This is a genomic window from Pseudomonas bharatica CSV86 (assembly GCF_000319305.2).
Taxonomy (GTDB): domain Bacteria; phylum Pseudomonadota; class Gammaproteobacteria; order Pseudomonadales; family Pseudomonadaceae; genus Aquipseudomonas; species Aquipseudomonas bharatica.
The window spans coordinates 2,774,146-2,797,321 of the sequence record NZ_AMWJ02000001.1; the positions used below are offsets into that span (position 1 = coordinate 2,774,146).

Consider the following 23,176-nt stretch of genomic DNA (forward strand, 5'->3'; position numbering starts at 1 on the left):
GCAGGATGGAGCACCGCCATCTGCGCGATGCCTTCGCCGGCCTGCCGTTGTTCTTCGCCGTTGCCGAAGAACGCAGTTTCACCAAGGCCGCCGCACGCCTGGGCCTGTCCCAGACCGCCGTCAGCCATGGCATACGCAACCTCGAGGCGCGCCTGGGCGTGCGCCTGCTGTCGCGCAATTCGCGCAGCGTGGTGCCGACCGAAGCCGGCGAGCGCCTGCTGCAGCAGGTCGCGCCGCAGATGGCGCAGATCGACGCCGAGCTGCGCGCCCTTGATGAGCTGCGCGATACTCCGACCGGTTCAATCCGCATCACCGCCTCGGATCACGCCGTGCAAACGGTGCTGATGGGCAAGCTCAAGCGCTTCCTGCCCCAGTACCCGGGAATCAAGGTGGAGATCTCGGTGGACAACGCCTTGGTGGACATTGCCGCCGGGCGCTTCGACGCTGGCGTGCGCCTGGGCGAGTCCCTGGCCCAGGACATGATCGCCGTGCGCATCGCCCCCGACCTGCGCTTCGCCCTGGTCGCAACCAAGGCCTACCTTGCCCGTCACCCCGCCCTCGAGCATCCGCGGGACCTGAGCCGGCACAACTGCATCAATATCCGACTGTCCACCCATGGCAACCTGTGGGCCTGGGAATTCGAGCGCGACGGCAAGCCGCTGTCGGTACGGGTCGATGGCCAGCTCACCTTCAACCGCGCCACCGACTGCGTCGAGGCGGCCGTCGCCGGCCTTGGCCTGGCCTATGTCCCGGAAGAAATGGCCGATCCCTGGCTGCGTTCCGGTCATCTGCTGCGCCTGCTGGAAGACTGGTGCCCGAGCTGGCCCGGCCTGCACCTGTACTACCCGAGCCGGCGCCAGCCCTCCGGTGCCATGAGCCTGCTGATCGCCGCCCTACGCCTGGAGCCGGACTGATGCCCCGCGAACGCTACAGCGAATTGCTGGCCCTGCTGGCCGTGGCCCGCGAGCGCAATTTCACCCGCGCGGCGGCGCAACTGGGCATGTCGCAGTCGATGCTCAGCTACACCATCCGCGAGATGGAAAAACGCCTGGACATCCGCCTGCTCACCCGCACCACCCGCAGCGTGTCCCTGACCGAAGCCGGCGAGCGCCTGCTGGAGGCCGTCGGTCCGCGCCTGGCGAGCATCGCCGAGGAGCTGCGTGCGGTCAGCGAGCTGGGCGACAGCCCCGGTGGCGTCCTGCGCTTCACCGCCAGCGACCACGCGATCGACAGTCTGCTCTGGCCGAAACTGGCACCGCTGCTGCGCCGCTATCCGCGCCTGCAGGTGGAAATGCACTCCGACTACGCCTTTACCGATATCGTCCAGGGCCGCTATGACTTCGGCGTGCGCCTGGGCGACAGCCTGGCCAGGGACATCCAGGCCGTGAGGATCGGTCCGGACATTCGCCTGGCCATCGTCGCCTCGCCGCACTACCTGGCCGAGCGAGGGCTGGCCCTGAGCCCGGACGAACTGATGAACCACGACTGCATCAACCTGCGCCTGCCAACCCTGGGCAACCTGTATGCCTGGGAACTGAAGCGCGGCGAGCGGGAGATGAATGTGCGGGTCAACGGCCGCCTGGTGTTCAACGGCATCTACCAGGTGCTGAGTGCCGCACTGGACGGCCATGGCCTGGCCTATGTGCCTGAGGACATGGCCCGGCCGCACCTCGATGGCGGCCGGCTGGTGCCCGTGTTGCAGGAATGGTGGCGGGAGTTTCCCGGGTTTCACCTGTACTACTCGAACCAGCGCGAAGTGTCCCGGGCGATGCACCTGGTGATCGACGAACTGCGCCTGGACTGAACGCCAGGCTCAGGCGGTGGTATCGACCCGACCCAGCGAAACCCCCGAGGACTGGCTCATCAGCTGGATCAACTGCGCGTGCAGGGCGAGCAACTGCGCATTGGCTGCCGAGACGCTGGTGCGCTGGGCCGAGAGCGCAGCCTGGGCGGCGGGATCCTGGGCCGCCTCGGCAGCCAGGCGCTCGAGTTTCTGCTGCTCCTGCTGCAGGCGCTTCTGCGCTTCCTGAATCATTTCGCGGGTGCGCCGCATAAGGTCCTGCTGGTTGTCCTTGCCCTGCTCCACCGCCAGCAGGCTGCCCATGGCATCGTTTGGCGCCTTGGCCTCGGCGGCGGAGGCCTCCTTGTCCGGCGCTTTCATGCCGAGCTGCACCCGAACCGTGGTCTTGTCGGTGATCACGGGGGCGCCTGCCACCCGCACTGCCAAATCAGCCATGTTGCCTCCACTTGCGGATCGCTGTTGAAGTCAGGTCAGGCTAACAGGCCGACAGCCGGCGCCACGTTCTCCCCAGAAATGGACATGGCCCGGGCTCACTCCAGGTCGTGTACCACCCGCCCGATACCCTCGACCACCTGGCGCGCGCCCTGCTGGATCTCCAGCATGGTGCTGCCGGCCTGTTCGGCCAACGCCTCGACCTGGCCGGTATGGGCGCGGCTGGATTCAATGCCGCGGGTCGCGGCATCGGTCAGGGCGCGGTTCTGCTTGACCACCTCGAAGATCTCCGCGGTAGCCTCGGTTGTGCGTGCCGCCAGCCGGCGCACTTCATCGGCTACCACCGCGAAGCCCCTGCCCTGCCCGCCTGCGCGGGCCGCCTCGATCGCCGCGTTGAGGGCCAGCAGGTTGGTCTGGGTGGCGATCGCACCGATGGTTTCGACGATCGAACCGATCAGGCGCGACTGGTTTTCCAGGGCTTCCATGCTGTCGGTCAGCGCCTGCATCTGCCCGGCGATGTCGCGCATCGCCGTGGCCGCCTCGCCCACCACGTCCATGCCGCGTCGCGCACGCTGGTCGGTAACCTGGGCGACATCGAAAGCCAGGCCGGCGGCCCGCTTCACCAGGTCGGCCTTTTCTACCTGCGCGGTCACCAGGTTGGCGAACTTGGCCACCTTGTAGACCTTGCCGGCGGCATCCTTGATCGGGTTGTAGGTGGCCTCCAGCCAGACGGGCTGGCCACGGCTGTCCACGCGCTGGAAACGTCCGGCGATGAACTCGCCACGCTTGAGCGCCCGCCAGAACTCGGTGTACTCCAGCGAGGCGGCGTCCTCGGCGCGGCAAAACATCCGGTGGTGCTTGCCCAGGATTGCCGTAAGGCCGTAGCCCATGGCCTGCAGGAAAGGCTCGTTGGCATCCATCACCACGCCTTCGAGATTGAACTGGATGATTGCCGTGGAGCGGTCGAGCGCTTGGAACATTTCCAGCCCGTCACGCTCCTGGCGACTTGGCACCGGCCATGCCGTACCGTAGCCGCGGCAACAGCCGCTGCCATCGCACAGCCAATACAGGCCCAGCATTACCGAGCGTCCCTGGGCGCCGCGACAGCGCCAGTGGGTGAGGGTCTGCGGCTTGACCGCGCCCTCGGTGCCGGGCTCCAGCAACTCGCCAGGCTTCATGCCCAGCAACTGCGCCGAGGGGTGCCCCAGGGCATCGGCAAAGGTCTGGCTGACAGCGCTGATCTGCCCGCGCTCGTCCAGAGCGACACTGGCCAATCCCTGCTCAAGACAGGCGAACGATCCCTGAAGTGCTTGCAACTCCTGCTGGCAAGCCCTCAAGGCCTGCGTGCAACGACGGTTGAACATGGCTGACTCCATTTACTGACGGGAATGGCTGTCCTGGGTGCCTGGATGCACCCGGTCCTTGCCGGCGCGCTTGGCCTTGTACAGGTTGCGATCGGCATGGATGAGAATCTCGGAAATGTCCTGGCCCGGGGCGAAGGGCGCCAGCCCGGCGCTGAAGGTGAAGGGCACCGGTGCCTCGCGACACTCGCGCACCGCGTCCAGCATCTGCTGCGCCAGGGCGCACGCCTTACGCGCATCGCAGGTGTCGAGGATGACGCCGAACTCCTCGCCGCCCAGCCGTCCAACGCAATGGCCCACGGCCATTGCCTTCAGGCGCTCGGCCAGCACCCGCAGGACTTCATCGCCGACTCCATGGCCGAAGCGGTCATTGACGCTCTTGAAGTCATCGACATCGATCATCATGAAGAAGCCGCCTGCCCTGGTCGCGACGAAGGTTTCCAGGCGCTCCATCAGCGCCCGGCGGTTGTACAGCGCGGTGAGGTGGTCGGTCTCGGACAGGTTTCGGTAGTACCGCTCGATGTCCAGGGTGTTTTCCAGCGCGCGGATGTAGGTGCGGCTGTTGATCCAGCCCAGGCTGATGGAAAACACCACGAACAGGCCGAGGAAATACCGATCGTCGCTTTCGCCGTTCACATAGGGCTGGATCAACACCCAGGTCAGCACCGCGACCACCAGGTAATCCCACGACCCGCGAATCAGCAGCGATGCACCCACCACCGCGAGCACCGTCAAGGGCAAGGAAAACCGCTGGTGCAGCAGCGGGTACTCGGTAAACAGCAGTTTGAACCCGACCATCACCACCAGCACGAAGGCCAGCCCGGAAAAACGCCAGATCCGGTCCGACTGCGCATAGGTCTGCAACAGGGCCAACGCTGCCGATATCAGCAACGGTCCCCAGGCGGCGACGCTGGTCGCCCGCTCGTACAGCACCACGTGAATCAGCAGCCAACTGACCAGCACCAGCATCTGCGCGGCGATCACCCCCTCGCGCAGCAGCAGGCGGATACGCTGTGCCTGGCTAACCGGCACATCCAGCGCCTGGCTTGAACACTCTGCTTTCCTTAACATCCGACCCCAGCTCCATACTGACCCGCGCTACCGCGAAATTGATCGCCATGGTGTGCCTGACCAGTTCGGCGAACATCGGTCGCATTTCCACGGTGTTACCGCAGCAGCGGAAATAGCCTTTCGCCTCGCCTTCGCGCACCAGGCGCATGACATGGGTGCGCGACACGTAGAGGCGCGAAGACAGCTCGGCATAGGTCGAGACCTTGTAGCCGCCATTGACCGAGCGGTGCCTGAGGGCATCCAGGTACAGGGCGAGCATCGGCAGGTGTCCGCCATCCTTGTTCATGATCCACTTGGCCCCCGGCAACAGGCTGTCGAGCAGGATGCCTGCCTCGAGAAACTGCACCAGGCCGGTAAAGAAGCGTCGCAACAGGACGGCCGGCTCCACCGCGGTGGCCGTAGCGCCGCTGCCGGGCACCAGCAGGCAACCGGGCAGCAGGTAGGTCTTGATGATCCTGGCCGCCTCGTCGATGGCCGATTGGGTCGGGCGATAGATCCGCAGCCGGGCATCTTCGGGATGCACGCTGACGTGCATGTAGCCGCTGATGAAGAAGAACGAAAAATACGAGTCCAGGCTGTTGCGCGACAGGTAGCCACGCCCCAGGCAGAACTCCTTGACCCGGGACAGCGGCGTCAGTGGATCCTGGTAATGAAAGGCGAACAGTGACAGGACTACCATCAGGCGGTCGTATTTCATCAAGCTTTTGTAGAAGAACGGCTTGCGTTGGTAGAAGTCGAGCATCAGGTCCAGGTGAAGGGATATGGCTTCGTCGATTTCAGCTTTGTAGAAGTCGCCGATGGTGTGTTGCAGACAATCCAGCAGTTCGGCTCGCTTCATCGAATTTCAGGTTACCCCGGAAAAATAGCGTCATATAGCCATTACCTGGCGTACTTGATTATAGGGAGTTCGATGATGGCAATCGGATCACCCCAAAAATGTTTCAGCAAGCCTAAATACGGCGATCTGGTGCACATCGGCGCGTTTGCCGATTTATCAATCCTGTCGCTAGCACCTAGCGAAACGCTCCGACCATCCTCAATGGATCCCTGTGCTAGCGTTTCCCGACGGGCTCGCACTGCCCTGCGTGCGGCGGTTTACAACAAGCCCGATCAAATAACCGAAAAAGACTGGTGAGCCAATGGACCTGCGAATCAATCAACAGACCTACCAGGTCGACGCCGACGCGGATACGCCCCTGCTCTGGGTGCTGCGCGACGACCTCGGCCTGACCGGGACCAAGTACGGCTGCGGCCTGGCCCAATGCGGCGCCTGCTCGGTGCTGGTGGACGGCAATGTGGTGCGCTCCTGCGTGACCCCGGTGGCCGGCGTGGTCGGTCGCGAGATTACCACCATCGAAGCGGTGGAGGCCGACGCGGTCGGCAAGCGCGTGGTCGAGGCCTGGGTCAGGCACCAGGTCGCCCAATGCGGCTACTGCCAGTCCGGCCAGGTGATGGCCGCGACCGCCCTGCTCAAGCACAACGCCCGTCCCGACGACCGCGAGATCGAAGCGGCCATGGTCAACCTGTGCCGTTGCGGCACCTACAACGCCATCCGCGCCGCCGTCCACGACGTCGCCAGCAACGAAGGGGCTGCCTGATGAAAAGAGAACAGTTGCCCCTCGGCGAGCCGGTCAACCTGTCGCGCCGGCGCTTCCTGCTGGCCAGCGCCGGGGTCGCTGCCGGCGCCCTGGTGCTGGGCTGCGGCCTGCCCCTGGGCGTCGGCCGCGTCGAAGCGGCCGACGCTGCTGCCGCGTCGCCGATCAAGGTCCCGGCGCTGCTGGAAATCCGCCCCGATGGCCGCGTGCGCCTGCTCTGTTCGTTCATGGAAGGTGGCCAGGGCATCTACACCGCCATGGCGCAGATCGTCGGCGAGGAACTGGATATCGATCCCGCCCGTTTCCTGGTGGAAGCGGCGCCTGCAGGTCCGGATTTCGTGGTGATGGACAACGGCAGGCGGATTACCGGTGGCAGCATGTCAGTGCGCACCAGCTACCCGACCATGCGCAAGCTTGGCGCCCTGGCCCGGGCCATGTTGCTGCAGGCGGCCAGCGAGCGCCTGAAGGTGCCGGTCAGCGAATTGACCACCGAGCCTGGCCGGGTGATCCACGCCGCTTCCGGTCGCACCCTGGACTACGGCGAACTGGCCGAGAGGGCCATGGACCTGCCGGTACCGGACGCCGACAGCGTGAAATTGCGCGCCCCCAGCCAGTTCCGCTGGATCGGCAAGCCGGTGCAGCGCGTGGATGCCTACGACAAGTCCACAGGCAAGGCCGTGTACAGCATCGACATCAAGGTGGACGGCATGCTTCACGCCGCGGTGCAGCACGCGCCGCGCCTGGGCATGACGGTGGCCAGCGTGCACAACGAAGAGCAGGTCAAGGCCATGAAGGGCGTGCACTCGATCCATCGTCTGCCCGGGGCCATGGCGGTGGTGGCCGAGCGCTGGTGGCACGCCAGGCGCGCCGCCGAAGCCTTGCAGGTGGATTGGCAGGAAGCCGCTGCCGACTCCAGGGTGCGCGCCATGCCCGCCGACTTCTCCAGCGACGGCCATCGCCAGCGCCTGGCCGGCGAAACCGGCCCAGGCCGCGAAGCGGAGCAGGAAGGCGATTTCGCCAGCGCCTGGAATAACGCCAGCACCAGGGTCGAAGCCACCTACCACAACCAGTACCTCAACCACGCCCAGCTCGAACCGGCCTCGGCCACGGCGCGCTTCAACCCGGACGGCAGCCTCGAGGTCTGGCTGCCGAACCAGGCGCCGGACATGTTCCGCGCCGACATCGCCAAACGTACCGGCCTCGACCCGGAAAAGATCACCTTGCACTCGCCGCTACTCGGTGGTTTCTTCGGTCGGCACTTCCTCTACGACAGCGCCAACCCCTACCCCCAGGCCATCGAGCTGGCCAAGGCCACCGGGCGCCCGATCAAGCTGATCTGGAGCCGCGAGGAAGAATTCCTGCGCGATGTCCTGCGGCCGATGGCCGTGGTCAGGTTCCGTGCCGCGCTGGACCAGGACGGCCTGCCCGTGGCCCTGGAAGCGGTCAGTGCCACCGAGGGCCCAACCGAGGCCCGGGCCGGCAAGCAAGCGGAAAAGGTCGATGCCACGGCGGTCGAAGGCCTGGCAGGCAAGGCCTACGCCATCGCCAACCGGCGCATCGCCCAGAACTATGTGCAGGGGCCGGCGATGCTGGGCTACTGGCGCTCGGTGGGCAATTCGCTGAACGACTTCTTCTACGAAGCCTTCCTCGACGAACTGGCCGACCAGGGCAAGCACGACCCTTTCGAGTTGCGCCTGAAACTGCTGCGCGATAACCCGCGCCTGACCACCCTGCTCAATGCCGTGGGCGAGCTGTCCGGTGGCTGGAAACGCGGGCCCTGGGTGGCCGAGGACGGCACCCGGCGTGCCCGCGGCGTGGCCATGGCTTCGCCGTTCGGCTCGCATGCGGCGGTGATCGCCGAAGTGTCCATTGAAAATGGCCAGGTCAAGGTCCACGAGATCTGGCAGGCCATCGACCCCGGCAGCATCGTCAACCCGGCCATCATCGACGCCCAGGTCAATGGCGCCGTGGCCCTGGGGCTGTCCCAGGCGCTGGTGGAAGAAGCCGTGTATATCGACGGCAAGCCACGGGCGCGTAACTACGACCTGTATCCGATCCTGCCGCCGGCGCGCATGCCCCGGGTGCAGGTGAAGATCGTCGAAAGCGGCGAAAAAATGGGCGGCATCGGCGAGCCACCCCTGCCGGCCACGGCCCCGGCGGTGGCCAATGCCGTGGCCCATCTGACCGGGCAGCGCATCCGCAGCATGCCGCTGTCGCGCTACACCTTCAGCTAAGGGGTCGCCGATGAATGCAAAACCACTGGCACTGCTGGTCGTGCTGGGCGCTGCGGCGCTGGGCTGGTACGTCACCCGCACGCCCGCCTCGCCCCTCACGGCGCAAGCGGGCGATGCGCCGGACGAGCAACTGGTTCGACGCGGCGAATATGTCGCCCGCCTGGCCGATTGCGTGGCCTGCCATAGCCTGCCGGAGGGCCGGCCCTTCGCTGGCGGGCTGAAGATGGACACGCCGCTGGGGGCATCCATGCCACCAACATCACGCCGGACCCCGAGCACGGCATTGGCGCCTACAGCCTGGCCGACTTCGACCGCGCGGTGCGCCACGGCGTACGGCGCGATGGCGCCCGGCTCTACCCGGCAATGCCCTACCCGTCCTATGCCAGGCTCAGCGACGAGGATGTGCGGGCGCTCTATGCCTTCTTCAGCAAGGGCGTCGCCCCGGTCGCCGAAGCCAACAAGCCTGGCGAGATACCCTGGCCGTTGAACATGCGCTGGCCGATAGCCATGTGGAATGGCCTGTTCAGTGCCTCCGCCCCGCATATCGACAACCCGGCCAAGGATGCGCTGTGGAACCGTGGCGCCTATATCGTCGAAGGCCCGGGGCACTGCGGCAGCTGCCACACACCGCGCGGGCTGGCCTTCAATGAAAAGGCCCTGGACGGCAGCAAGCCGGCCTACCTCTCCGGCGCCCTGCTCGATGGCTGGTACGCCCCAAGCCTGCGCGACGATCCGAATACCGGGCTGGGCCGCTGGAGCGAGGCGCAGATCGCGCAGTTCCTCAAGACCGGGCGCAACCAGCATGCGGTGGTGTTCGGCTCGATGACCGAGGCGTTCAACAACTCCACGCAGTTCATGACCGACGAGGACCTGGCCGCGATTGCCCGCTACCTCAAATCGCTGCCGGGTGATCCGCAGCGCGACGGGCCACCGTGGCAGTACCAGCAAGCCGTGGCTGATGCGCCGGGTGCGCATACCTACGCCACGCGCTGCGCCTCCTGCCATGGTGTCGACGGGCGTGGGCAGAACGAATGGATGCCGCCGCTGGCGGGGGCTTCGTCGTCCATGGCCCATGAAAATGCGTCGAGCATCAACATCACCTTGAACGGCGCGCAGCGGGTGGTGGCGGCCGGGGTGCCGGATGCGTATCGGATGCCGGCGTTCAGGGAGCAGTTGTCGGATCGGGAGATTGCCGAGGTGTTGAGTTTTGTCAGGACGCAATGGGGGAATCGTGGGGGGCCGTCGAGGTCAAGGCGGTGAGTGAATTGCGCGAACGCACTGACCCGGCGAGTAGCAGCCCAATCGTGCTGCGCATGCGCTGATCCCCATGCCTGCCGAGGACCCTGTGGGAGCTGCGGTTCGGCGCTCCGACTTGCCAGCGATGGCGGCCGCCCGGACACCATCGACATCAGAGCCGGCCTCATCGCTGGCAAGCCAGCTCCCACAGGGGGCTCGGCAGGCATGGGGATCGCGGGTTCATTTCAGATCGCACTGTGCCCCGCCTCCAGCAGTCCAACCCGGATAACGAACCAAAAGGACCACACCCATGGAAAGCATCGACCTCCTGGTCCTGCGCACCGCCCACGACTGGCTCACCTCGGGCCATCGCACCCTGCTGGCCACGGTGGTCCGCACCTGGGGCTCATCGCCGCGCCCGGTCGGCTCGATGATGGCCCTGCGCGGCGATGGCCGGGTTGTTGGTAGCGTGTCCGGTGGCTGTATCGAAGACGACCTGATCCACCGCTATACCACCGCCTACGAGGGCCCCGGCCTTCCCGACGGGTTGCCGCGACTGGTGCGCTACGGCATCGACGCAGACGAGGCCCACCGCTTTGGCCTGCCCTGTGGCGGCACCCTGGAAATCGTCCTCGAATTCGCCCCCTGTGCCGACAGCCTCGGCCAGCTTCTCCAGCATCTCGACAACGGTCGGTTGGTGCGCCGCAGCCTCGAACTCGCCAGCGGCCAGGTCGCGCTGCACACCACCCTGGTCCCCGAACAGTTCGCCTTCGATGGCCAGCGCATGCTCAACACCCTCGGCCCCGGCTACCGCATGCTGCTCATCGGGGCCGGCGCCCTGGCCGAATACCTGGCGACCATGGCCCGCTTCAACGGCTTCAAGGTCAGCGTCTGCGACCCGCGCCCGGAATACATGGAAGCCTGGAGCCTGGACGGCGTCGAGAAGCTGGTCGGCATGCCCGACGACATCGTCCGCGCCTTCGCACCGGACGTGCGCACCTGCATCATCGCCCTCAGCCATGACCCCAAGCTCGACGACCTGGCATTGCTCGAAGCGCTGCACAGCCCGGCGTTCTATATCGGCGCGATCGGCTCGCGGCGCAACAGCCAGAGCCGGCGCGAACGCCTGATCGAGCATTTCGGCGAAACCCAGGCGTCGCTGAAACGGCTGCACGGCCCGATCGGCATCTACATCGGCAGCAAGACCCCGGCGGAGATCGCCGTGAGCGTCATGGCCGAGGTGCTGGCGCAGAAGAATGCCGTGGTGTTGCCGAAGGAGCTGTCCGTGGTCCAGGCCAAGCAGGCGCGGGAGCAACTGATGCAGGTGGTCTAGCGAGTCTCGCCCCCCATGCTCAAGCGGGGCGCGAGACTCGTGGAGTCATCTCACCCCAGCAACTTCTCCACCGTCAACGGAAAGTCCCTGACCCGCCGCCCGGTGGCATGACACACCGCATTGGCCACCGCCGCCGCCACCCCGACCACACCAATCTCGCCAACGCCCTTGGAGCCCAGCTCGTTGACGATATCGTCGGGCTCATCGACGAAGATCACTTCGATTTCGCCGATGTCGGCATTCACCGGGATGTGGTACTCGGCCAGGTTGTGGTTCATGTAGCGACCCAGGCCATGGTCGATCTGCGTCTCTTCCTGCAGGGCCATGCCCAGCCCCCAGACCACGCCACCAAGTATCTGGCTGCGTGCGGTCTTGGGGTTGATTACCCGGCCCGCCGCCACGGCGCTCACCACCCGGCTGACGCGCAAGGTCCCCAGCGCCTCGTCGATGCGCACCTCGACGAACACCGCCGAGTGCGTGGCGCTGGCAAAGCCCTGGCGCCTGGCCGAGGGTTCGGCATCGACGCGTACGTCCATGGCTTCCAGCGCATAAGCCTTGCCGGCCACTTGGAGTTGCCCGTCACGAACCACGAATGCCCCGGCATCGATCCCGGCAAGTTCCGGGTAACGCCCCTTGGCCCAGGCCACCAGCTTGCCACGCAAGGCCTGGCAGGCCTGGCGCACGGCCGGGCCCACCGACGACACGGTAAACGAGCCGCCCTGCAAGGGCGCCGTCGGCAGGCTGCTGTCGCCGAGCTGGAAGGTTACGTCTGCCAGCGCCATACCGAAGGCGTCGGCGGCGATCTGGGTCATCACGGTGTAGGTTCCCGTACCGATATCAGTGGTCGCGCTGCTGACCCACAGGTGCCCATCGGCGTCCAGCCGCGCGCGGGCGCTGGCCTTCATCTGCATGGCTTCCCAGACTCCACCGGCCATGCCCCAGCCGACCAGCTCGCCCTGGTCCTGCATGCTCCGCGGCCTGGGGTCGCGGCTGTGCCAGCCGAAGCGCAAGGCGCCCCGGGCGTAGCAGTCGAGCAGCGCCTTGCTGGAATACGGCTTGCCTTCGTTGCCATTGCTGTCGGCGAAGTTGACCCGGCGCAGCTCCAGCGGATCCAGGGACAACGCTTGCGCCAGTTCGTCCATCGCGCACTCCAGGGCAATCACCCCGGAGGCCGCCCCCGGCGCCCGCATATCCAGCGGCGTGTACACGTCCAGCGGTACCAGGCGATAGCCCAGGGCGACGTTGTCGCAGCGATAGAGCATCCCCGACCATTCCACCAGGTGCTCGGTGAAATCCTCGAAGCGCGAGGTCTGCCCGGTGGCCTCGTGGGAGATCGCCAGCAGGCGACCCTGGGCATCGGCGCCCAGGCGCAGGCGCTGCACCGTGCGCGGACGATAGCCGAAGGTGAACATCTGCTGGCGGGTCAGGGTCACCCGCACCGAGCGCTGCAAGCGAAGCGCCGCCATGGCCGCTAGGGTCAGTTGATATTGCGGTCGCAGCCCGGACCCGAAGGCGCCGCCGACATAGGCGGCGCACACCCGCACCCGCTCCTTGGGCAGGTCGAAGACCTTGACCAGGTAATCCTGGCTGTTCTGCGTGCCCTGGGTCTTGTCGTGCACCTGCAGGCTGCCATCGGCGTTGTAGATCACCGTCGAGGCGTGGGGCTCCATGGGGTTGTGGTGCTCCACCGGGGTGCTGTAGGTGGCGTCGACCTTGAACGGCGCGGCCTCGAACGCCCCGGCGAAATCACCACGGGGCCCGGGCAGTTCGGCCGGGGCGTCGTGGGCGTTGTCCAGCTCGGCGAACAGGTCGGTGCGGTGCGCCTCGGCATCGATCTCGATACGCACCAACGACCCGGCGTAGCGCGCCACCTCCAGGCTCTCGGCCACCACCAGCGCCAGCGGCTGGCCGCTGTACAGGACGCGGTCGTTGAACAGCGGACGAAAGGGCTTGCCCTCGGCGGCGTCGGCATCCTCGTAGGACTCGTCATCCCCCGCCATCTTCGGCCGGTTCAGGTGATGCAGCACTTCGACCACGCCCGGCACCGCCAATGCGGCATCGCAGTCGATCCGACGGATGCGGCCCCGGGCAACGTTGCCGCTCACCACGCTACCGTAGAGCAAGCCCGGCTCGGGATATTCGCCGGCATAACGGGCGCGACCCGTGACTTTTGCCGGGCCGTCGACCCGGTCCAGCGGCTGGCCGCTCAGGGGACTGTTCATGGATGCTCCTCTCATGGATGCTCCTCCGCAGCCTGCGCCTGGGTCAGCGCACGAATGATGGCGTTTTTCGCCAGGGTGATCTTGAAGGCGTTGTGCGCCAGGGGCCTGGCATCGCGCAACAGGGCGTCGGCGAAAGCCGCATAGCTCTCGCGGGTAGCCGGGCGCCCGAGCATCGACCGTTCCAGCCCGACATCGCGCCATGGCTTGTGCGCCACGCCGCCCAGGGCCACGCGCAATCCGGCGATGCTGTTGTCGTCGGCCACCACCAGCCCCGCCGCGACCGAGACCAGAGCGAAGGCATAGGACGCCCGGTCGCGCAGCTTGAGGTAATGGCTGCACGCGACGAACGGGGGCGGCGGCAGTGCGATGGCGACGATCAGTTCGTCCTCGGCCAGGCAGTTGTCGCGCTCCGGCGTGGCGCCTGGCAGGCGGTGGAAGTCGGCGAAGGGAATCTCCCGCTCGCCCTGCCTTCCGTGCACCAGCACCCTCGCCTCCAGCGCGGCGAGTGCCACGCACATATCGGACGGATGCACCGCCACGCAGTGCTCGCTGGCACCGAGGATTGCGTGCTGGCGGTTCAGCCCGTCCCGGGCCGGGCAACCACTGCCGGGCGCTCGTTTGTTGCACGGCACCGCCGCGTCGTAGAAGTAATGACAGCGGGTGCGCTGCAACAGATTGCCGCCGGTGCTGGCCATATTGCGCAACTGCGGCGACGCGCCGGCCAGGATCGCCTGGCTCAGCAACGGGTAGCGGGCCTCCACGTCCAAGTGCCAGGCCAGCTCGGCATTGCTCACCAGCGCGCCGATCTGCAAGCCGCCGTTGGCGGTGGTACGCACCTCGCGCAGCGGCAGCCCGGTGATATCGATCACCCGCGCCGGGCGCTCGACGTTCTCTTTCATCAGGTCCAGCAGATTGGTGCCACCGGCGATAAAGCGCGCATCGGGCCCCGCCTGTTGCACGGCCTGTTCGATGCTGTCCGGCTTGCTGTAGGCGAAAGGCATCATGGACGCGGCCCTCCCATCTGCGGCAGGGCTTCCTCCACCGCCGCGACGATATTGCTATAGGCCCCGCAGCGGCACAGGTTGCCGCTCATGGCCTCCTGGATCTGCGCCCGCGACCGCGCCCTGCCCTCGCGAGCCATGCCCACGGCGGAACAGATCTGCCCGGGGGTGCAATAGCCACACTGGAAGGCGTCGTGGGCGATGAACGCCTGTTGCAATGGGTGCAGGCGATCGCCGTGGGCCAGGCCTTCGATGGTGGTCAGCTCGTCGCCGTCGCACATGATCGCCAGGGTCAGGCAGGCGTTCACCCGACGGCCGTTGCGCAATACGGTGCAGGCGCCGCACTGGCCGTGGTCGCAGCCCTTCTTGGTGCCGACCAGGTCGAGTTCATCGCGCAGCAGGTCAAGCAGGGTCAACCAGGGCGGCACTTGCAAGTGATGCTGCTCGCCGTTGATGTACAGGCCGATCGCATGGGTGTTCGGCGCGGAAGGGACATCGCTCATGACAAAGGCCTCACGGTAGGTATGCTGGTGCTTTTCAGGTCCGACCGGGGAGCGAAGAGATGGGTTCAAAGGGATTGACCGGAAGGTGCGCGGCGCTGGTACTGGCGGCCGGGCGCGGGCGCAGGTTTGGCAGCGACAAGCGGATTGCGCCGTTGCCTGGTGGCGCGCGCCTGCTGGAGACGACCCTGGCGCGGGTGCTGGAGGCGTTCGAGGAGGTCTGGGTGGTGCTCAGGCCGGAGGACGATGTGGCGGCGCTGGGGGTGGATGCCACGCGGGTGAAAGTAGTGCGGGCCGAACAGGCCGACCAGGGCATGGGACACAGCCTGGCGGCCGGGGCACGGGCTATCGCGCAAGCCGGATCAGGCATCGAGGCGGTGGCGGTGATGCTGGGGGACATGCCCTGGGTCAAGGTGCAAACGCTGGTGCAACTTGCCGGCCTGGCAAAGGAAGACCGGATTCTGGTACCGCGGTTCGAGGAACAGCGTGGGCATCCGGTGGTGTTCGGCAAAGCATTCTGGGAGGAACTGGCGGAACTGGACGGGGATCAGGGCGGGAGGCGGGTCATCGAGAAACACCAGGAGGCCTGCCGGATCGTGGAGGTCGGCGATCAGGGGGTGGTCGCGGATGTGGATCTGCCCCCTGACTGCCGCGGATAAGTGGCATAAGACACCACCCGACAGCCCCCGCCAATAAGCACAAGACTTCCCGGAGAAAACCCGGATAATGGCCGCCAAAATCGATTCGCCCGCTACGGAACCCGCATGGAAATCAAGGTCAATTTTCTCGACAACCTCCGACTCGAAGCCAAGTTCGACGACTTCACGGTGATCGCCGACCAGCCGATCCGCTACAAGGGCGACGGTTCGGCACCGGGTCCGTTCGACTATTTCCTGGCCTCCTCGGCGTTGTGTGCGGCCTATTTCGTCAAGCTGTACTGCCAGACCCGCGACATCCCCACCGACAATATCCGCCTGTCGCAGAACAACATCGTCGACCCGGAAAACCGCTACAACCAGATCTTCAAGATCCAGGTCGAGCTGCCCGCCGATATCTCCGAGAAGGATCGCCAGGGCATCCTGCGCTCCATCGACCGCTGCACCGTGAAGAAGGTGGTGCAGACCGGCCCGGAATTCATCATCGAAGAGGTGGAGAACCTCGACGCCGACGCCCAGGCCCTGTTGATGCCGGGCCTCGACGGCCAGACCCGCACGCTCATCCCGGGCAAGGACCTGCCGCTGGAGCAGACCATCGCCAACATGTCGCAGATCCTCGCTGGGCTGGGCATGAAGATCGAGATCGCCTCCTGGCGCAATATCGTGCCGAACGTGTGGTCCTTGCATATCCGCGACGCGCAGTCGCCGATGTGCTTCACCAACGGCAAGGGCTCGAGCAAGGAAAGCGCGCTGGCCTCGGCCCTGGGCGAATTCATCGAGCGGCTGAACTGCAACTTCTTCTATAACGACCAGTTCTGGGGCGAGGACATCGCCAACGCCGAGTTCGTGCATTACCCGAACGAGCGCTGGTTCAAGCCGGGGCGCAACGACGCCCTGCCCAAGGGCCTGCTCGACGAGTATTGCCTGGCCATCTACAACCCGGACGGCGAACTGCTCGGCTCGCACCTGTACGACACCAACTCGGGCAATATCGAGCGTGGCATCTGCGCGCTGCCCTATGTGCGCCAGTCCGACGGCGAGGTGGTGTATTTCCCGTCGAACCTGATCGAGAACCTGTACCTGAGCAACGGCATGTCCGCCGGCAACACCCTGGCCGAAGCCCAGGTGCAGTGCCTGTCGGAGATCTTCGAGCGGGCGGTCAAGCGCGAGATCCTCGAAGGCGAGCTGGCCTTGCCGGACGTGCCGCAGGAGGTGCTGGCCAAGTACCCGGGCATCCTCGCCGGTATCCAGGGCCTTGAAGAGCAAGGCTTCCCGGTGCTGGTCAAGGACGCCTCGCTGGGCGGTGAATTCCCGGTGATGTGCGTGACCCTGATGAACCCGCGCACCGGCGGCGTGTTCGCTTCCTTCGGTGCCCACCCGAGCTTCGAGGTGGCGCTGGAACGCAGCCTCACCGAACTGCTCCAGGGCCGCAGCTTCGAAGGCCTCAACGACCTGCCGCAACCGACCTTCGAAAGCCATGCACTGATGGAGCCAAACAACTTCGTCGAGCACTTCATCGATTCCAGCGGCGTGGTCTCCTGGCGGTTCTTCAGTGCCAGGTCTGATTTCGAGTTCGTCGAATGGGACTTCTCCGGCCACGGCGAAGACTCCAATGCCGAGGAAGCCGCGACCCTGTTCGGCATCCTCGAAGGCATGGGCAAGGAGGTCTACATGGCCACCTACGACCACCTCGGCGCCCCGGCCTGCCGCATCCTGGTGCCGGGCTATTCGGAAATCTACCCGGTGGACGACCTGATCTGGGACAACACCAACAAGGCGCTGTTTTTCCGCGAAGACATCCTCAACCTGCACAGCCTTGACGATGACGCCCTGGAAAGCCTGCTGGAGCGCCTGGTGGAGTCCGAGCTGGACGAATACACCGAGATCAAGACGCTGATCGGCGTCGAGTTCGACGACAACACGGTGTGGGGCCAGTTGACCGTGCTGGAATTGAAGATCCTGATCCAGGTGGCGTTGAAGAAGTTCGACGATGCCAAGGAACTGGTCGAGATGTTCCTCCAGTACAACGACAACACCGTCGAGCGCGGGCTGTTCTACCAGGCGCTGAACGTGGTGCTGGAAGTGGAACTGGACAGCGACCTGGACCTGGCCGACTACGAGGTCAACTTCCGCCGCATGTTCGGCAATCCGCGGATGGATGCGGTGCTGGCGTCGGTCGAAGGCAGCCTGCGCTTCCATGGCCTGACCCCGACCAGCATGAAACTGGAAGGCCTGGACCGGCACCTGCGCCTGATCGAGAGCTACAAGAAACTGCACGCAGCGCGGGCAGCCAAGGGCTGATATTGCCTCATCGCCGGCAAGTCGGAGCGCCGCCACGCTGTCATGGAACAAAACATAACTATTTGATTTGCAAGGTTCTTGTGGGAGCGGGTTCACCCGCGATTGCTATGCTGACTTCAGCACCGCAATCGCGGGTGAACCCGCTCCCACAGGGTACGCGTTGTGCCTTAGAACTCGAAGGCCGGTAGTTGACAGGGGTCAATGATGTAGCGGACCTGGCAGGTAATCATGGGTAGTCCTTGGCGATGAAGGGCTCGAGTGTATTGAGCGGAGCCGTTCCGGCCTTGAACAAAGTTGCTGTTCTTTCGGGCCCTATCGCTGGCACAGGCAATGATGGTGTCTGGGCGGACCAATCGCTGGCAACGCCAGCTCCCACAAGGTCAGTGTCGAACACAAAATCTGCGGCTGGCTCGGAACCTGTGGGAGCTGGCTTGCCAGCGATAGGGCCCGAAAGAGCAACACACGCCATTCCTGCGGAAAACGGATAGAACCCTCTCCCCTCTCTGACCAAGACTAGCCATGCGCCCACCGGCCCACGCCGGTCGCGTGCCGTCCAACCAACCCGTCAGAGGTTTGCATGAACACCCCCGCGCATCAGCTGAGCACCTGGCTGAAGCAACACCAGATCACCGAAGTCGAGTGCATTGTCAGTGACCTCACCGGCATCGCCCGCGGCAAGATTTCCCCTACCAACAAGTTTCTCGCCGAAGGCGGCATGCGCCTGCCGGAGAGCGTCCTGCTGCAGACCGTCACCGGCGATTTCGTCGAGGATGAGATCTACTACGACCTGCTGGACGAGGCGGACATCGATATGTTCTGCCGCCCCGACCCGGAGGCGATCTTCCTGGTGCCCTGGGCCATCGAGCCCACCGCGATGGTGATTCATGACACCTACGACAAGCGCGGCAATCCCGTCGAGCTGTCGCCGCGCAACGTGCTCAAGCGCGTGCTGCGCCTGTACGCGCAGAAAGGCTGGACGCCGATCGTCGCGCCGGAAATGGAGTTCTACCTGACCAAGCGCAGCAGCGACCCGGACTTCCCGCTGGAGGCGCCGATCGGCCGCTCGGGGCGTCCGGAAAGCGGCCGGCAGAGCTTTTCCATCGATGCCGCCAACGAGTTCGACCCGCTGTTCGAGGATGTCTACGACTGGTGCGAGGCCCAGGGCCTGGACCTGGATACGCTGATCCACGAGGACGGCCCGGCGCAGATGGAGATCAACTTCCGCCACGGCGACGCCCTGTCCCTGGCCGACCAGATCACCGTGTTCAAGCGCACCATGCGCGAGGCCGCGCTCAAGCACAACGTGGCGGCGACCTTCATGGCCAAGCCGATCACCGACGAGCCGGGCAGCGCCATGCATATCCACCAGAGCGTGGTGGACGCCGAGTCGGGCCGGAACATCTTCGTCAACGAGGACGGCAGCATGAGCGAGCTGTTCCTCAATTACATCGGCGGCCTGCAGAAGTACATCCCCAAGGTGCTCCCGATGTTCGCGCCGAACGTCAACTCGTTCCGCCGCTTCCTGCCGGACACCTCGGCGCCGGTCAACGTCGAGTGGGGCGAGGAGAACCGTACAGCCGGCCTACGCGTGCCGCCGTCCTCGCCCGAAGCGATGCGCGTGGAAAACCGCCTGCCGGGCGCCGATGCCAACCCCTACCTGGCCATCGCCGCCAGCCTGCTGTGCGGCTACCTGGGCATGGTCGAGAAGATCGAGCCGAGCGCGCCGGTCCAGGGCCGCGCCTACGAGCGCCGCAGCCTGCGCCTGCCGATCACCATCGAGGACGCCCTCGCGGCCATGGAGAACTGCGAGGTGCTGGAGCAGTACCTGGGGCGCAAGTTCGTCCAGGGCTATGTCGCGGTGAAACGCACCGAGCACGAAAACTTCAAGCGCGTGATCAGTTCCTGGGAACGGGAGTTCCTGCTGCTCAGCGTCTGACCGCAATCGCCACGCCGCCCACAATAAAACGGATCAGGAGTCGCCATGAAGCTGTTGCAACGTCTTGCCCCTCTCGCCCTGCTCGCCGCGCCGCTGCTGGCCAGCGCGCAGCCCAGTGTCAGCATCTACAACTGGACCGACTACATCGCCCCCGACACCCTCGCCGGCTTCGAGGGCGCCACCGGGATCAAGCCGGTGTACGACGTCTTCGACTCCAACGAAACACTGGAAGGCAAGCTGCTGGCGGGCAAGACCGGCTACGACATCGTCGTGCCGTCCAACCACTTCCTGACCCGCCAGGTGGACGCCGGGGTGTTCCTCGAACTGGACCGCAGCAAGCTGCCGAACTGGAAACACCTGGACCCGGCGCTGCTCAAGCTGCTCGAACAGAACGACCCCGGCAACCGCCACTCGGTGCCCTACCTGTGGGGTACCAACGGCATCGGCTACAACGTCGACAAGGTCAAGCAGGTGCTGGGCGTCGACCATATCGACTCCTGGGCCACCCTGTACGAGCCGGAAAACCTGAAGAAGCTGCAACAATGCGGCGTGGCCTTCATGGACTCGGCCGACGAACTGATCCCGTCGATCCTCAACTACCTGGGCCTGGACCCCAACAGCAGCAACGCGGCGGACTACGCCAAGGCCGAGAAGCGCCTGCTGGAACTGCGCCCCTACGTGACCTACTTCCACTCGTCCAAGTACATCTCGGACCTGGCCAACGGCGATATATGCGTGGCCTTCGGCTTCTCCGGCGACGTGCTGCAAGCGGCCAACCGCGCCCGCGAGGCAGGCAACGGGGTGAAAATCGCCTACAGCATTCCCAAGGAAGGCAGCAACCTGTGGTTCGACCTGATCGCGATTCCCGCCGACGCGAAGAACCCCGACCAGGCCCTGGCGTTCATGAACTACGTGATGGAGCCGAAGGTGATCGCGGGGATCAGCGACTATGTGGGTTACCCTAACGCCAACGCCGATTCCAGGCCGTTCATCGATCCCGAGACCCTGAACAACCCCGAGGTCTATCCGCCCCAGGCGGTGCTGGACAAGCTCTACATCTCCAAGGCCCCGTCGCCGAAGATCATGCGCCTGATGACCCGCAGCTGGAGCAAGGTCAAGTTCAACCAATGAGTCGAGATCCCTTGATGATGCAACGTGCTGAGCATGCGGCGTCGTACTACGCCGCCACCGCCCGCGACAGCCAGCCCTACCCCGCGCTCGACGGCGAGATCCAGGCCGATGTGTGCGTGATCGGTGGCGGCCTGACCGGGGTCAACACCGCCCTGGAGCTGGCCTTGCGCGGGCACTCGGTGGTGCTGCTGGAGGCCCGGCGCATCGGCTGGGGCGCCAGCGGGCGCAATGGCGGGCAACTGATTCGTGGCATTGGCCACGATGTCAGTGGCTTCGGCAACTATGTCGGCGAAGATGGCGTGCGCTATCTGGAGCGCGCCGGAGTGGACTCGGTGACCCTGGTCGCCGAACGCATCGACGAGTTCGCCATCGACTGCGACCTGCGCTGGGGCTTTTGCGAGCTGGCCAATACCCCGAGGCAGTTCGCGGCGATGCGCGAGGAATACGCGTCACTGGCGGGTTCGGGGTATCCGCACCCGATCGAACTGGTGGAGCCCGGGCGCATGCACCAGGTGGTCGCCAGCGATTGCTATGCCGGCGGGTTGATCGATATGGGCTCAGGGCATCTGCACCCGCTGGACCTGGTGACCGGCGAGGCCCGGGCAGCCAGCCGGCTCGGGGTGCAGGTCTTCGAGCAGAGCCCGGTGCTGCGCATCGAGCATGGCAGCCAGGTCGTGGTGCATTGCGCCCGCGGCCGGGTGCGCGCCGACAGCCTGGTATTGGGCTGCAATGCCCACCTCGATGAGCTGGAGCCGAAGCTCAGTGGCAAGGTGTTGCCGGCGGGAAGCTATGTGATCGTCACCGAGCCGCTGCCGGAAGACGTCGCCTCCAGCCTGATTCCGCTGAACCTGGCGCTGTGCGACCAAAAGGTCGGGCTGGATTACTACCGGCTCACCGCCGACCGGCGCTTGCTGTTCGGCGGAGCCTGCCACTACTCCGGGACCGACCCCAGGGACATCGGCGCCTACATGCGGCCGAAGATGCTCAAGGTGTTCCCGCAACTGGCCCACGTGCGCATCGACTACCAATGGGGCGGGATGATCGGCATCACCGCCAACCGCTTCCCACAGGTCGGGCGCTTGGCAGAGCATCCGAACGTGTTCTTCGCCCAGGGCTATTCGGGGCATGGGCTGAATGTCACGCACTGGTCGGCGAAAGTGCTGGCGGAGGCCATATCGGTCGGACAGAGCAAGGGGCTGGATGTATTCGGCGCAGTGCCGCACCTGACCTTCCCCGGCGGCAAGCTGCTGCGCTCGCCGCTGCTGGCGCTGGGGATGTTGTGGTATCGGGTGAAGGAGATTGTTGGCTGATTGATGTGGTGTATGTGATGGCCTCATCGCTGGCAAGCCAGCTCCCACAGGTTTAGCGGTGTCCGCGGTCACTGTGGGAGCTGGCTTGCCAGCGACGAGGCCCTGAAAACCAGCACAAGGCCCCAAGCCCTCACCCGCGTTTCAGCGTCTCCTTCGGATATTCCCCGAACAACCCATGGTAAGCCTGGGAAAACCGCCCCAGATGCCAGAACGACCAGCGCATGGCCACCTCGGCCACGGTGACCTGCCCCGGGTCTGCCGCCAGCAAGTCCCGTCTTACCGCATTCAGGCGCCGGTTGCGCAGCCATACCGTCGGCGGCATGTCGGCATAGCGCAGGAAGGATTGCTGCAACTGGCGCACCGACACCCCGGCTGCATCCGCCAGATCCTGCACGCCAACGCTGTCCTGCGGGCAGTCGTTGACCACTTCCTTGACCCGCTCGACCACGCGGCGCATATGGCACTCGGCACGTCCGCGAGCGTCCACCTCCACGGCCTGGTCGAGCAATTGGAAGCAGCCATCGGCGATCTCCCGGGCAAACCCCGGCGCCGCCACATCCACCTGGCCGCGTACCGCTTCGGCGAGCACCTCGCTGAGCGCGCTGGCGAAGGCCTTGCAACGGGTCGGACGCAACGGTTGCAGGACCAGCCGGCGAAACTCCGCCGCCGAATGCTGCCAGCTCGCCGGCTGCTTCAGCACCACGGCCACTTCGCGGTAGTTCTCCGGGGTCACCCAGGCATTGCGGGTCTGGCCGTCCAGCAGATAAAGGGCGTTGTCGCTCATGTCGAAGCTGAACACCAAGGCGTCGGCCGGTGCGTGGAATTCCTGCTCGACCCGCAGGTTCATGCGTTCCTCGTACAGCTCCAGGCCAGCGCTCTGGGCATGCACCAGGCGTCCCTGGAAGCGCCCGGACGACATCTGCGTGTACTGCTCCTGCCAGCCCGGCAGGGCAACGCGGTGCTCGTTTACCTCATGAGCCTCCAGGACCTTGATTGTCATGCACGCACCTTGGGTTTTTATTCGAATGCTGATCGGCCAAGCGCCGTCAAGAATAA

At 65.5% G+C, this 23,176-nt stretch carries 18 protein-coding genes and 2 pseudogenes; 11 read left to right on the forward strand and 9 right to left on the reverse strand.

Annotated elements, in window-relative coordinates; genetic code table 11:
- Window positions 1-5: 5 nt before the first annotated feature.
- Both CSV86_RS12355 and CSV86_RS12360 read left to right on the forward strand, forming a co-directional pair.
- Window positions 6-914, forward strand: a complete 909-nt coding sequence (locus CSV86_RS12355; RefSeq protein WP_009401505.1) for a LysR family transcriptional regulator — start codon at window positions 6-8, stop codon at window positions 912-914.
- Complete coding sequence (locus CSV86_RS12360; RefSeq protein WP_009401503.1) at window positions 914-1,804, forward strand: LysR family transcriptional regulator; 891 nt, start codon at window positions 914-916, stop codon at window positions 1,802-1,804. The genes CSV86_RS12355 and CSV86_RS12360 overlap by 1 nt, the downstream gene beginning before the upstream one ends.
- 9 nt (window positions 1,805-1,813) lie before the next feature.
- On the opposite strand, the gene CSV86_RS12365 is transcribed toward CSV86_RS12360, so the two are convergent.
- The 5 genes and pseudogenes from CSV86_RS12365 to CSV86_RS12380 form a co-directional block, all read right to left on the reverse strand.
- Entirely contained in the window at window positions 1,814-2,236 is a 423-nt protein-coding gene (locus tag CSV86_RS12365; RefSeq protein WP_009401501.1) for a hypothetical protein, read from the reverse strand.
- 95 nt (window positions 2,237-2,331) lie between these two features.
- Window positions 2,332-2,790, reverse strand: coding sequence for a methyl-accepting chemotaxis protein (locus CSV86_RS33325; protein WP_376699755.1), 459 nt, complete (start codon window positions 2,788-2,790; stop codon window positions 2,332-2,334).
- A gap of 99 nt (window positions 2,791-2,889) precedes the next feature.
- A pseudogene (locus CSV86_RS33330) lies at window positions 2,890-3,609 on the reverse strand (PAS domain-containing protein); the annotation flags it as partial.
- Entirely contained in the window at window positions 3,610-4,665 is a 1,056-nt protein-coding gene (locus CSV86_RS12375) for a GGDEF domain-containing protein (protein WP_080604775.1), read from the reverse strand.
- Entirely contained in the window at window positions 4,616-5,503 is an 888-nt protein-coding gene (locus tag CSV86_RS12380; protein ID WP_009401496.1) for a hypothetical protein, read from the reverse strand. Before CSV86_RS12380 ends, CSV86_RS12375 begins: the two co-directional genes overlap by 50 nt.
- A 301-nt stretch (window positions 5,504-5,804) precedes the next feature.
- Between CSV86_RS12380 and CSV86_RS12385 the strand changes: the two genes are divergently transcribed.
- The 4 genes and pseudogenes from CSV86_RS12385 (at window position 5,805) to CSV86_RS12400 (ending at window position 11,063) form a co-directional block, all read left to right on the forward strand.
- The gene (locus tag CSV86_RS12385; protein WP_009401495.1) at window positions 5,805-6,263 is read left to right on the forward strand and encodes a (2Fe-2S)-binding protein; all 459 of its coding nucleotides are present in this window, start codon (window positions 5,805-5,807) and stop codon (window positions 6,261-6,263) included.
- Window positions 6,263-8,494 (forward strand): xanthine dehydrogenase family protein molybdopterin-binding subunit, encoded by a 2,232-nt coding sequence (locus CSV86_RS12390; RefSeq protein ID WP_009401494.1) that lies wholly within the window; start codon window positions 6,263-6,265, stop codon window positions 8,492-8,494. The genes CSV86_RS12385 and CSV86_RS12390 overlap by 1 nt, the downstream gene beginning before the upstream one ends.
- Window positions 8,495-8,504: 10 nt before the next feature.
- A pseudogene (locus CSV86_RS12395) lies at window positions 8,505-9,816 on the forward strand (c-type cytochrome).
- Between the two features lie 224 nt (window positions 9,817-10,040).
- A complete protein-coding gene (locus CSV86_RS12400) occupies window positions 10,041-11,063 on the forward strand; it encodes an XdhC family protein (RefSeq protein ID WP_009401491.1) in 1,023 nt (340 codons plus the stop codon).
- A gap of 50 nt (window positions 11,064-11,113) precedes the next feature.
- Here CSV86_RS12400 and CSV86_RS12405 read toward each other — a convergent pair whose 3' ends face one another.
- Genes CSV86_RS12405 through CSV86_RS12415 form a run of 3 tightly spaced genes read right to left on the reverse strand, consistent with a single transcriptional unit; the run spans window position 11,114 to window position 14,789 of the window.
- On the reverse strand, window positions 11,114-13,285 hold the full coding sequence (locus CSV86_RS12405; RefSeq protein ID WP_009401489.1) for a xanthine dehydrogenase family protein molybdopterin-binding subunit: 2,172 nt from the start codon (window positions 13,283-13,285) through the stop codon (window positions 11,114-11,116).
- An 11-nt stretch (window positions 13,286-13,296) separates the two neighbouring features.
- Window positions 13,297-14,289 (reverse strand): FAD binding domain-containing protein, encoded by a 993-nt coding sequence (locus CSV86_RS12410; protein WP_009401487.1) that lies wholly within the window; start codon window positions 14,287-14,289, stop codon window positions 13,297-13,299.
- On the reverse strand, window positions 14,286-14,789 hold the full coding sequence (locus tag CSV86_RS12415; protein WP_009401486.1) for a (2Fe-2S)-binding protein: 504 nt from the start codon (window positions 14,787-14,789) through the stop codon (window positions 14,286-14,288). The genes CSV86_RS12410 and CSV86_RS12415 overlap by 4 nt, the downstream gene beginning before the upstream one ends.
- A gap of 59 nt (window positions 14,790-14,848) precedes the next feature.
- Between CSV86_RS12415 and CSV86_RS12420 the strand changes: the two genes are divergently transcribed.
- The 5 genes from CSV86_RS12420 (at window position 14,849) to CSV86_RS12440 (ending at window position 22,120) form a co-directional block, all read left to right on the forward strand.
- Window positions 14,849-15,445, forward strand: coding sequence for a nucleotidyltransferase family protein (locus tag CSV86_RS12420; RefSeq protein WP_009401485.1), 597 nt, complete (start codon window positions 14,849-14,851; stop codon window positions 15,443-15,445).
- Window positions 15,446-15,550: 105 nt separating this feature from the next.
- Window positions 15,551-17,743, forward strand: a complete 2,193-nt coding sequence (locus CSV86_RS12425; RefSeq protein ID WP_009401484.1) for an OsmC domain/YcaO domain-containing protein — start codon at window positions 15,551-15,553, stop codon at window positions 17,741-17,743.
- A gap of 577 nt (window positions 17,744-18,320) precedes the next feature.
- Entirely contained in the window at window positions 18,321-19,679 is a 1,359-nt protein-coding gene (locus CSV86_RS12430; RefSeq protein ID WP_009401483.1) for a glutamine synthetase family protein, read from the forward strand.
- A 45-nt stretch (window positions 19,680-19,724) separates the two neighbouring features.
- Window positions 19,725-20,810: a polyamine ABC transporter substrate-binding protein gene (locus tag CSV86_RS12435; protein ID WP_009401482.1), complete on the forward strand. Its 1,086-nt coding sequence runs from the start codon at window positions 19,725-19,727 to the stop codon at window positions 20,808-20,810.
- A gap of 14 nt (window positions 20,811-20,824) precedes the next feature.
- Window positions 20,825-22,120, forward strand: coding sequence for an NAD(P)/FAD-dependent oxidoreductase (locus CSV86_RS12440; RefSeq protein ID WP_009401481.1), 1,296 nt, complete (start codon window positions 20,825-20,827; stop codon window positions 22,118-22,120).
- A gap of 130 nt (window positions 22,121-22,250) precedes the next feature.
- On the opposite strand, the gene CSV86_RS12445 is transcribed toward CSV86_RS12440, so the two are convergent.
- Complete coding sequence (locus CSV86_RS12445) at window positions 22,251-23,120, reverse strand: helix-turn-helix domain-containing protein (RefSeq protein WP_009401480.1); 870 nt, start codon at window positions 23,118-23,120, stop codon at window positions 22,251-22,253.
- Between the last annotated feature and the right edge of the window lie 56 nt (window positions 23,121-23,176).

What these genes read in the sequence shown, in the direction of transcription:
- CSV86_RS12355 (WP_009401505.1), top strand. Translation starts at nt 6, where the DNA reads ATGGAGCACCGCCATCTGCGCGATGCCTTCGCCGGCCTGCCGTTGTTC.
- CSV86_RS12360 (WP_009401503.1), top strand. Translation starts at nt 914, where the DNA reads ATGCCCCGCGAACGCTACAGCGAATTGCTGGCCCTGCTGGCCGTGGCC.
- CSV86_RS12365 (WP_009401501.1), bottom strand. Translation starts at nt 2,236, where the DNA reads ATGGCTGATTTGGCAGTGCGGGTGGCAGGCGCCCCCGTGATCACCGAC.
- CSV86_RS33325 (WP_376699755.1), bottom strand. Translation starts at nt 2,790, where the DNA reads ATGGACGTGGTGGGCGAGGCGGCCACGGCGATGCGCGACATCGCCGGG.
- CSV86_RS12375 (WP_080604775.1), bottom strand. Translation starts at nt 4,665, where the DNA reads ATGTTAAGGAAAGCAGAGTGTTCAAGCCAGGCGCTGGATGTGCCGGTT.
- CSV86_RS12380 (WP_009401496.1), bottom strand. Translation starts at nt 5,503, where the DNA reads ATGAAGCGAGCCGAACTGCTGGATTGTCTGCAACACACCATCGGCGAC.
- CSV86_RS12385 (WP_009401495.1), top strand. Translation starts at nt 5,805, where the DNA reads ATGGACCTGCGAATCAATCAACAGACCTACCAGGTCGACGCCGACGCG.
- CSV86_RS12390 (WP_009401494.1), top strand. Translation starts at nt 6,263, where the DNA reads ATGAAAAGAGAACAGTTGCCCCTCGGCGAGCCGGTCAACCTGTCGCGC.
- CSV86_RS12400 (WP_009401491.1), top strand. Translation starts at nt 10,041, where the DNA reads ATGGAAAGCATCGACCTCCTGGTCCTGCGCACCGCCCACGACTGGCTC.
- CSV86_RS12405 (WP_009401489.1), bottom strand. Translation starts at nt 13,285, where the DNA reads ATGAACAGTCCCCTGAGCGGCCAGCCGCTGGACCGGGTCGACGGCCCG.
- CSV86_RS12410 (WP_009401487.1), bottom strand. Translation starts at nt 14,289, where the DNA reads ATGATGCCTTTCGCCTACAGCAAGCCGGACAGCATCGAACAGGCCGTG.
- CSV86_RS12415 (WP_009401486.1), bottom strand. Translation starts at nt 14,789, where the DNA reads ATGAGCGATGTCCCTTCCGCGCCGAACACCCATGCGATCGGCCTGTAC.
- CSV86_RS12420 (WP_009401485.1), top strand. Translation starts at nt 14,849, where the DNA reads ATGGGTTCAAAGGGATTGACCGGAAGGTGCGCGGCGCTGGTACTGGCG.
- CSV86_RS12425 (WP_009401484.1), top strand. Translation starts at nt 15,551, where the DNA reads ATGGAAATCAAGGTCAATTTTCTCGACAACCTCCGACTCGAAGCCAAG.
- CSV86_RS12430 (WP_009401483.1), top strand. Translation starts at nt 18,321, where the DNA reads ATGAACACCCCCGCGCATCAGCTGAGCACCTGGCTGAAGCAACACCAG.
- CSV86_RS12435 (WP_009401482.1), top strand. Translation starts at nt 19,725, where the DNA reads ATGAAGCTGTTGCAACGTCTTGCCCCTCTCGCCCTGCTCGCCGCGCCG.
- CSV86_RS12440 (WP_009401481.1), top strand. Translation starts at nt 20,825, where the DNA reads ATGATGCAACGTGCTGAGCATGCGGCGTCGTACTACGCCGCCACCGCC.
- CSV86_RS12445 (WP_009401480.1), bottom strand. Translation starts at nt 23,120, where the DNA reads ATGACAATCAAGGTCCTGGAGGCTCATGAGGTAAACGAGCACCGCGTT.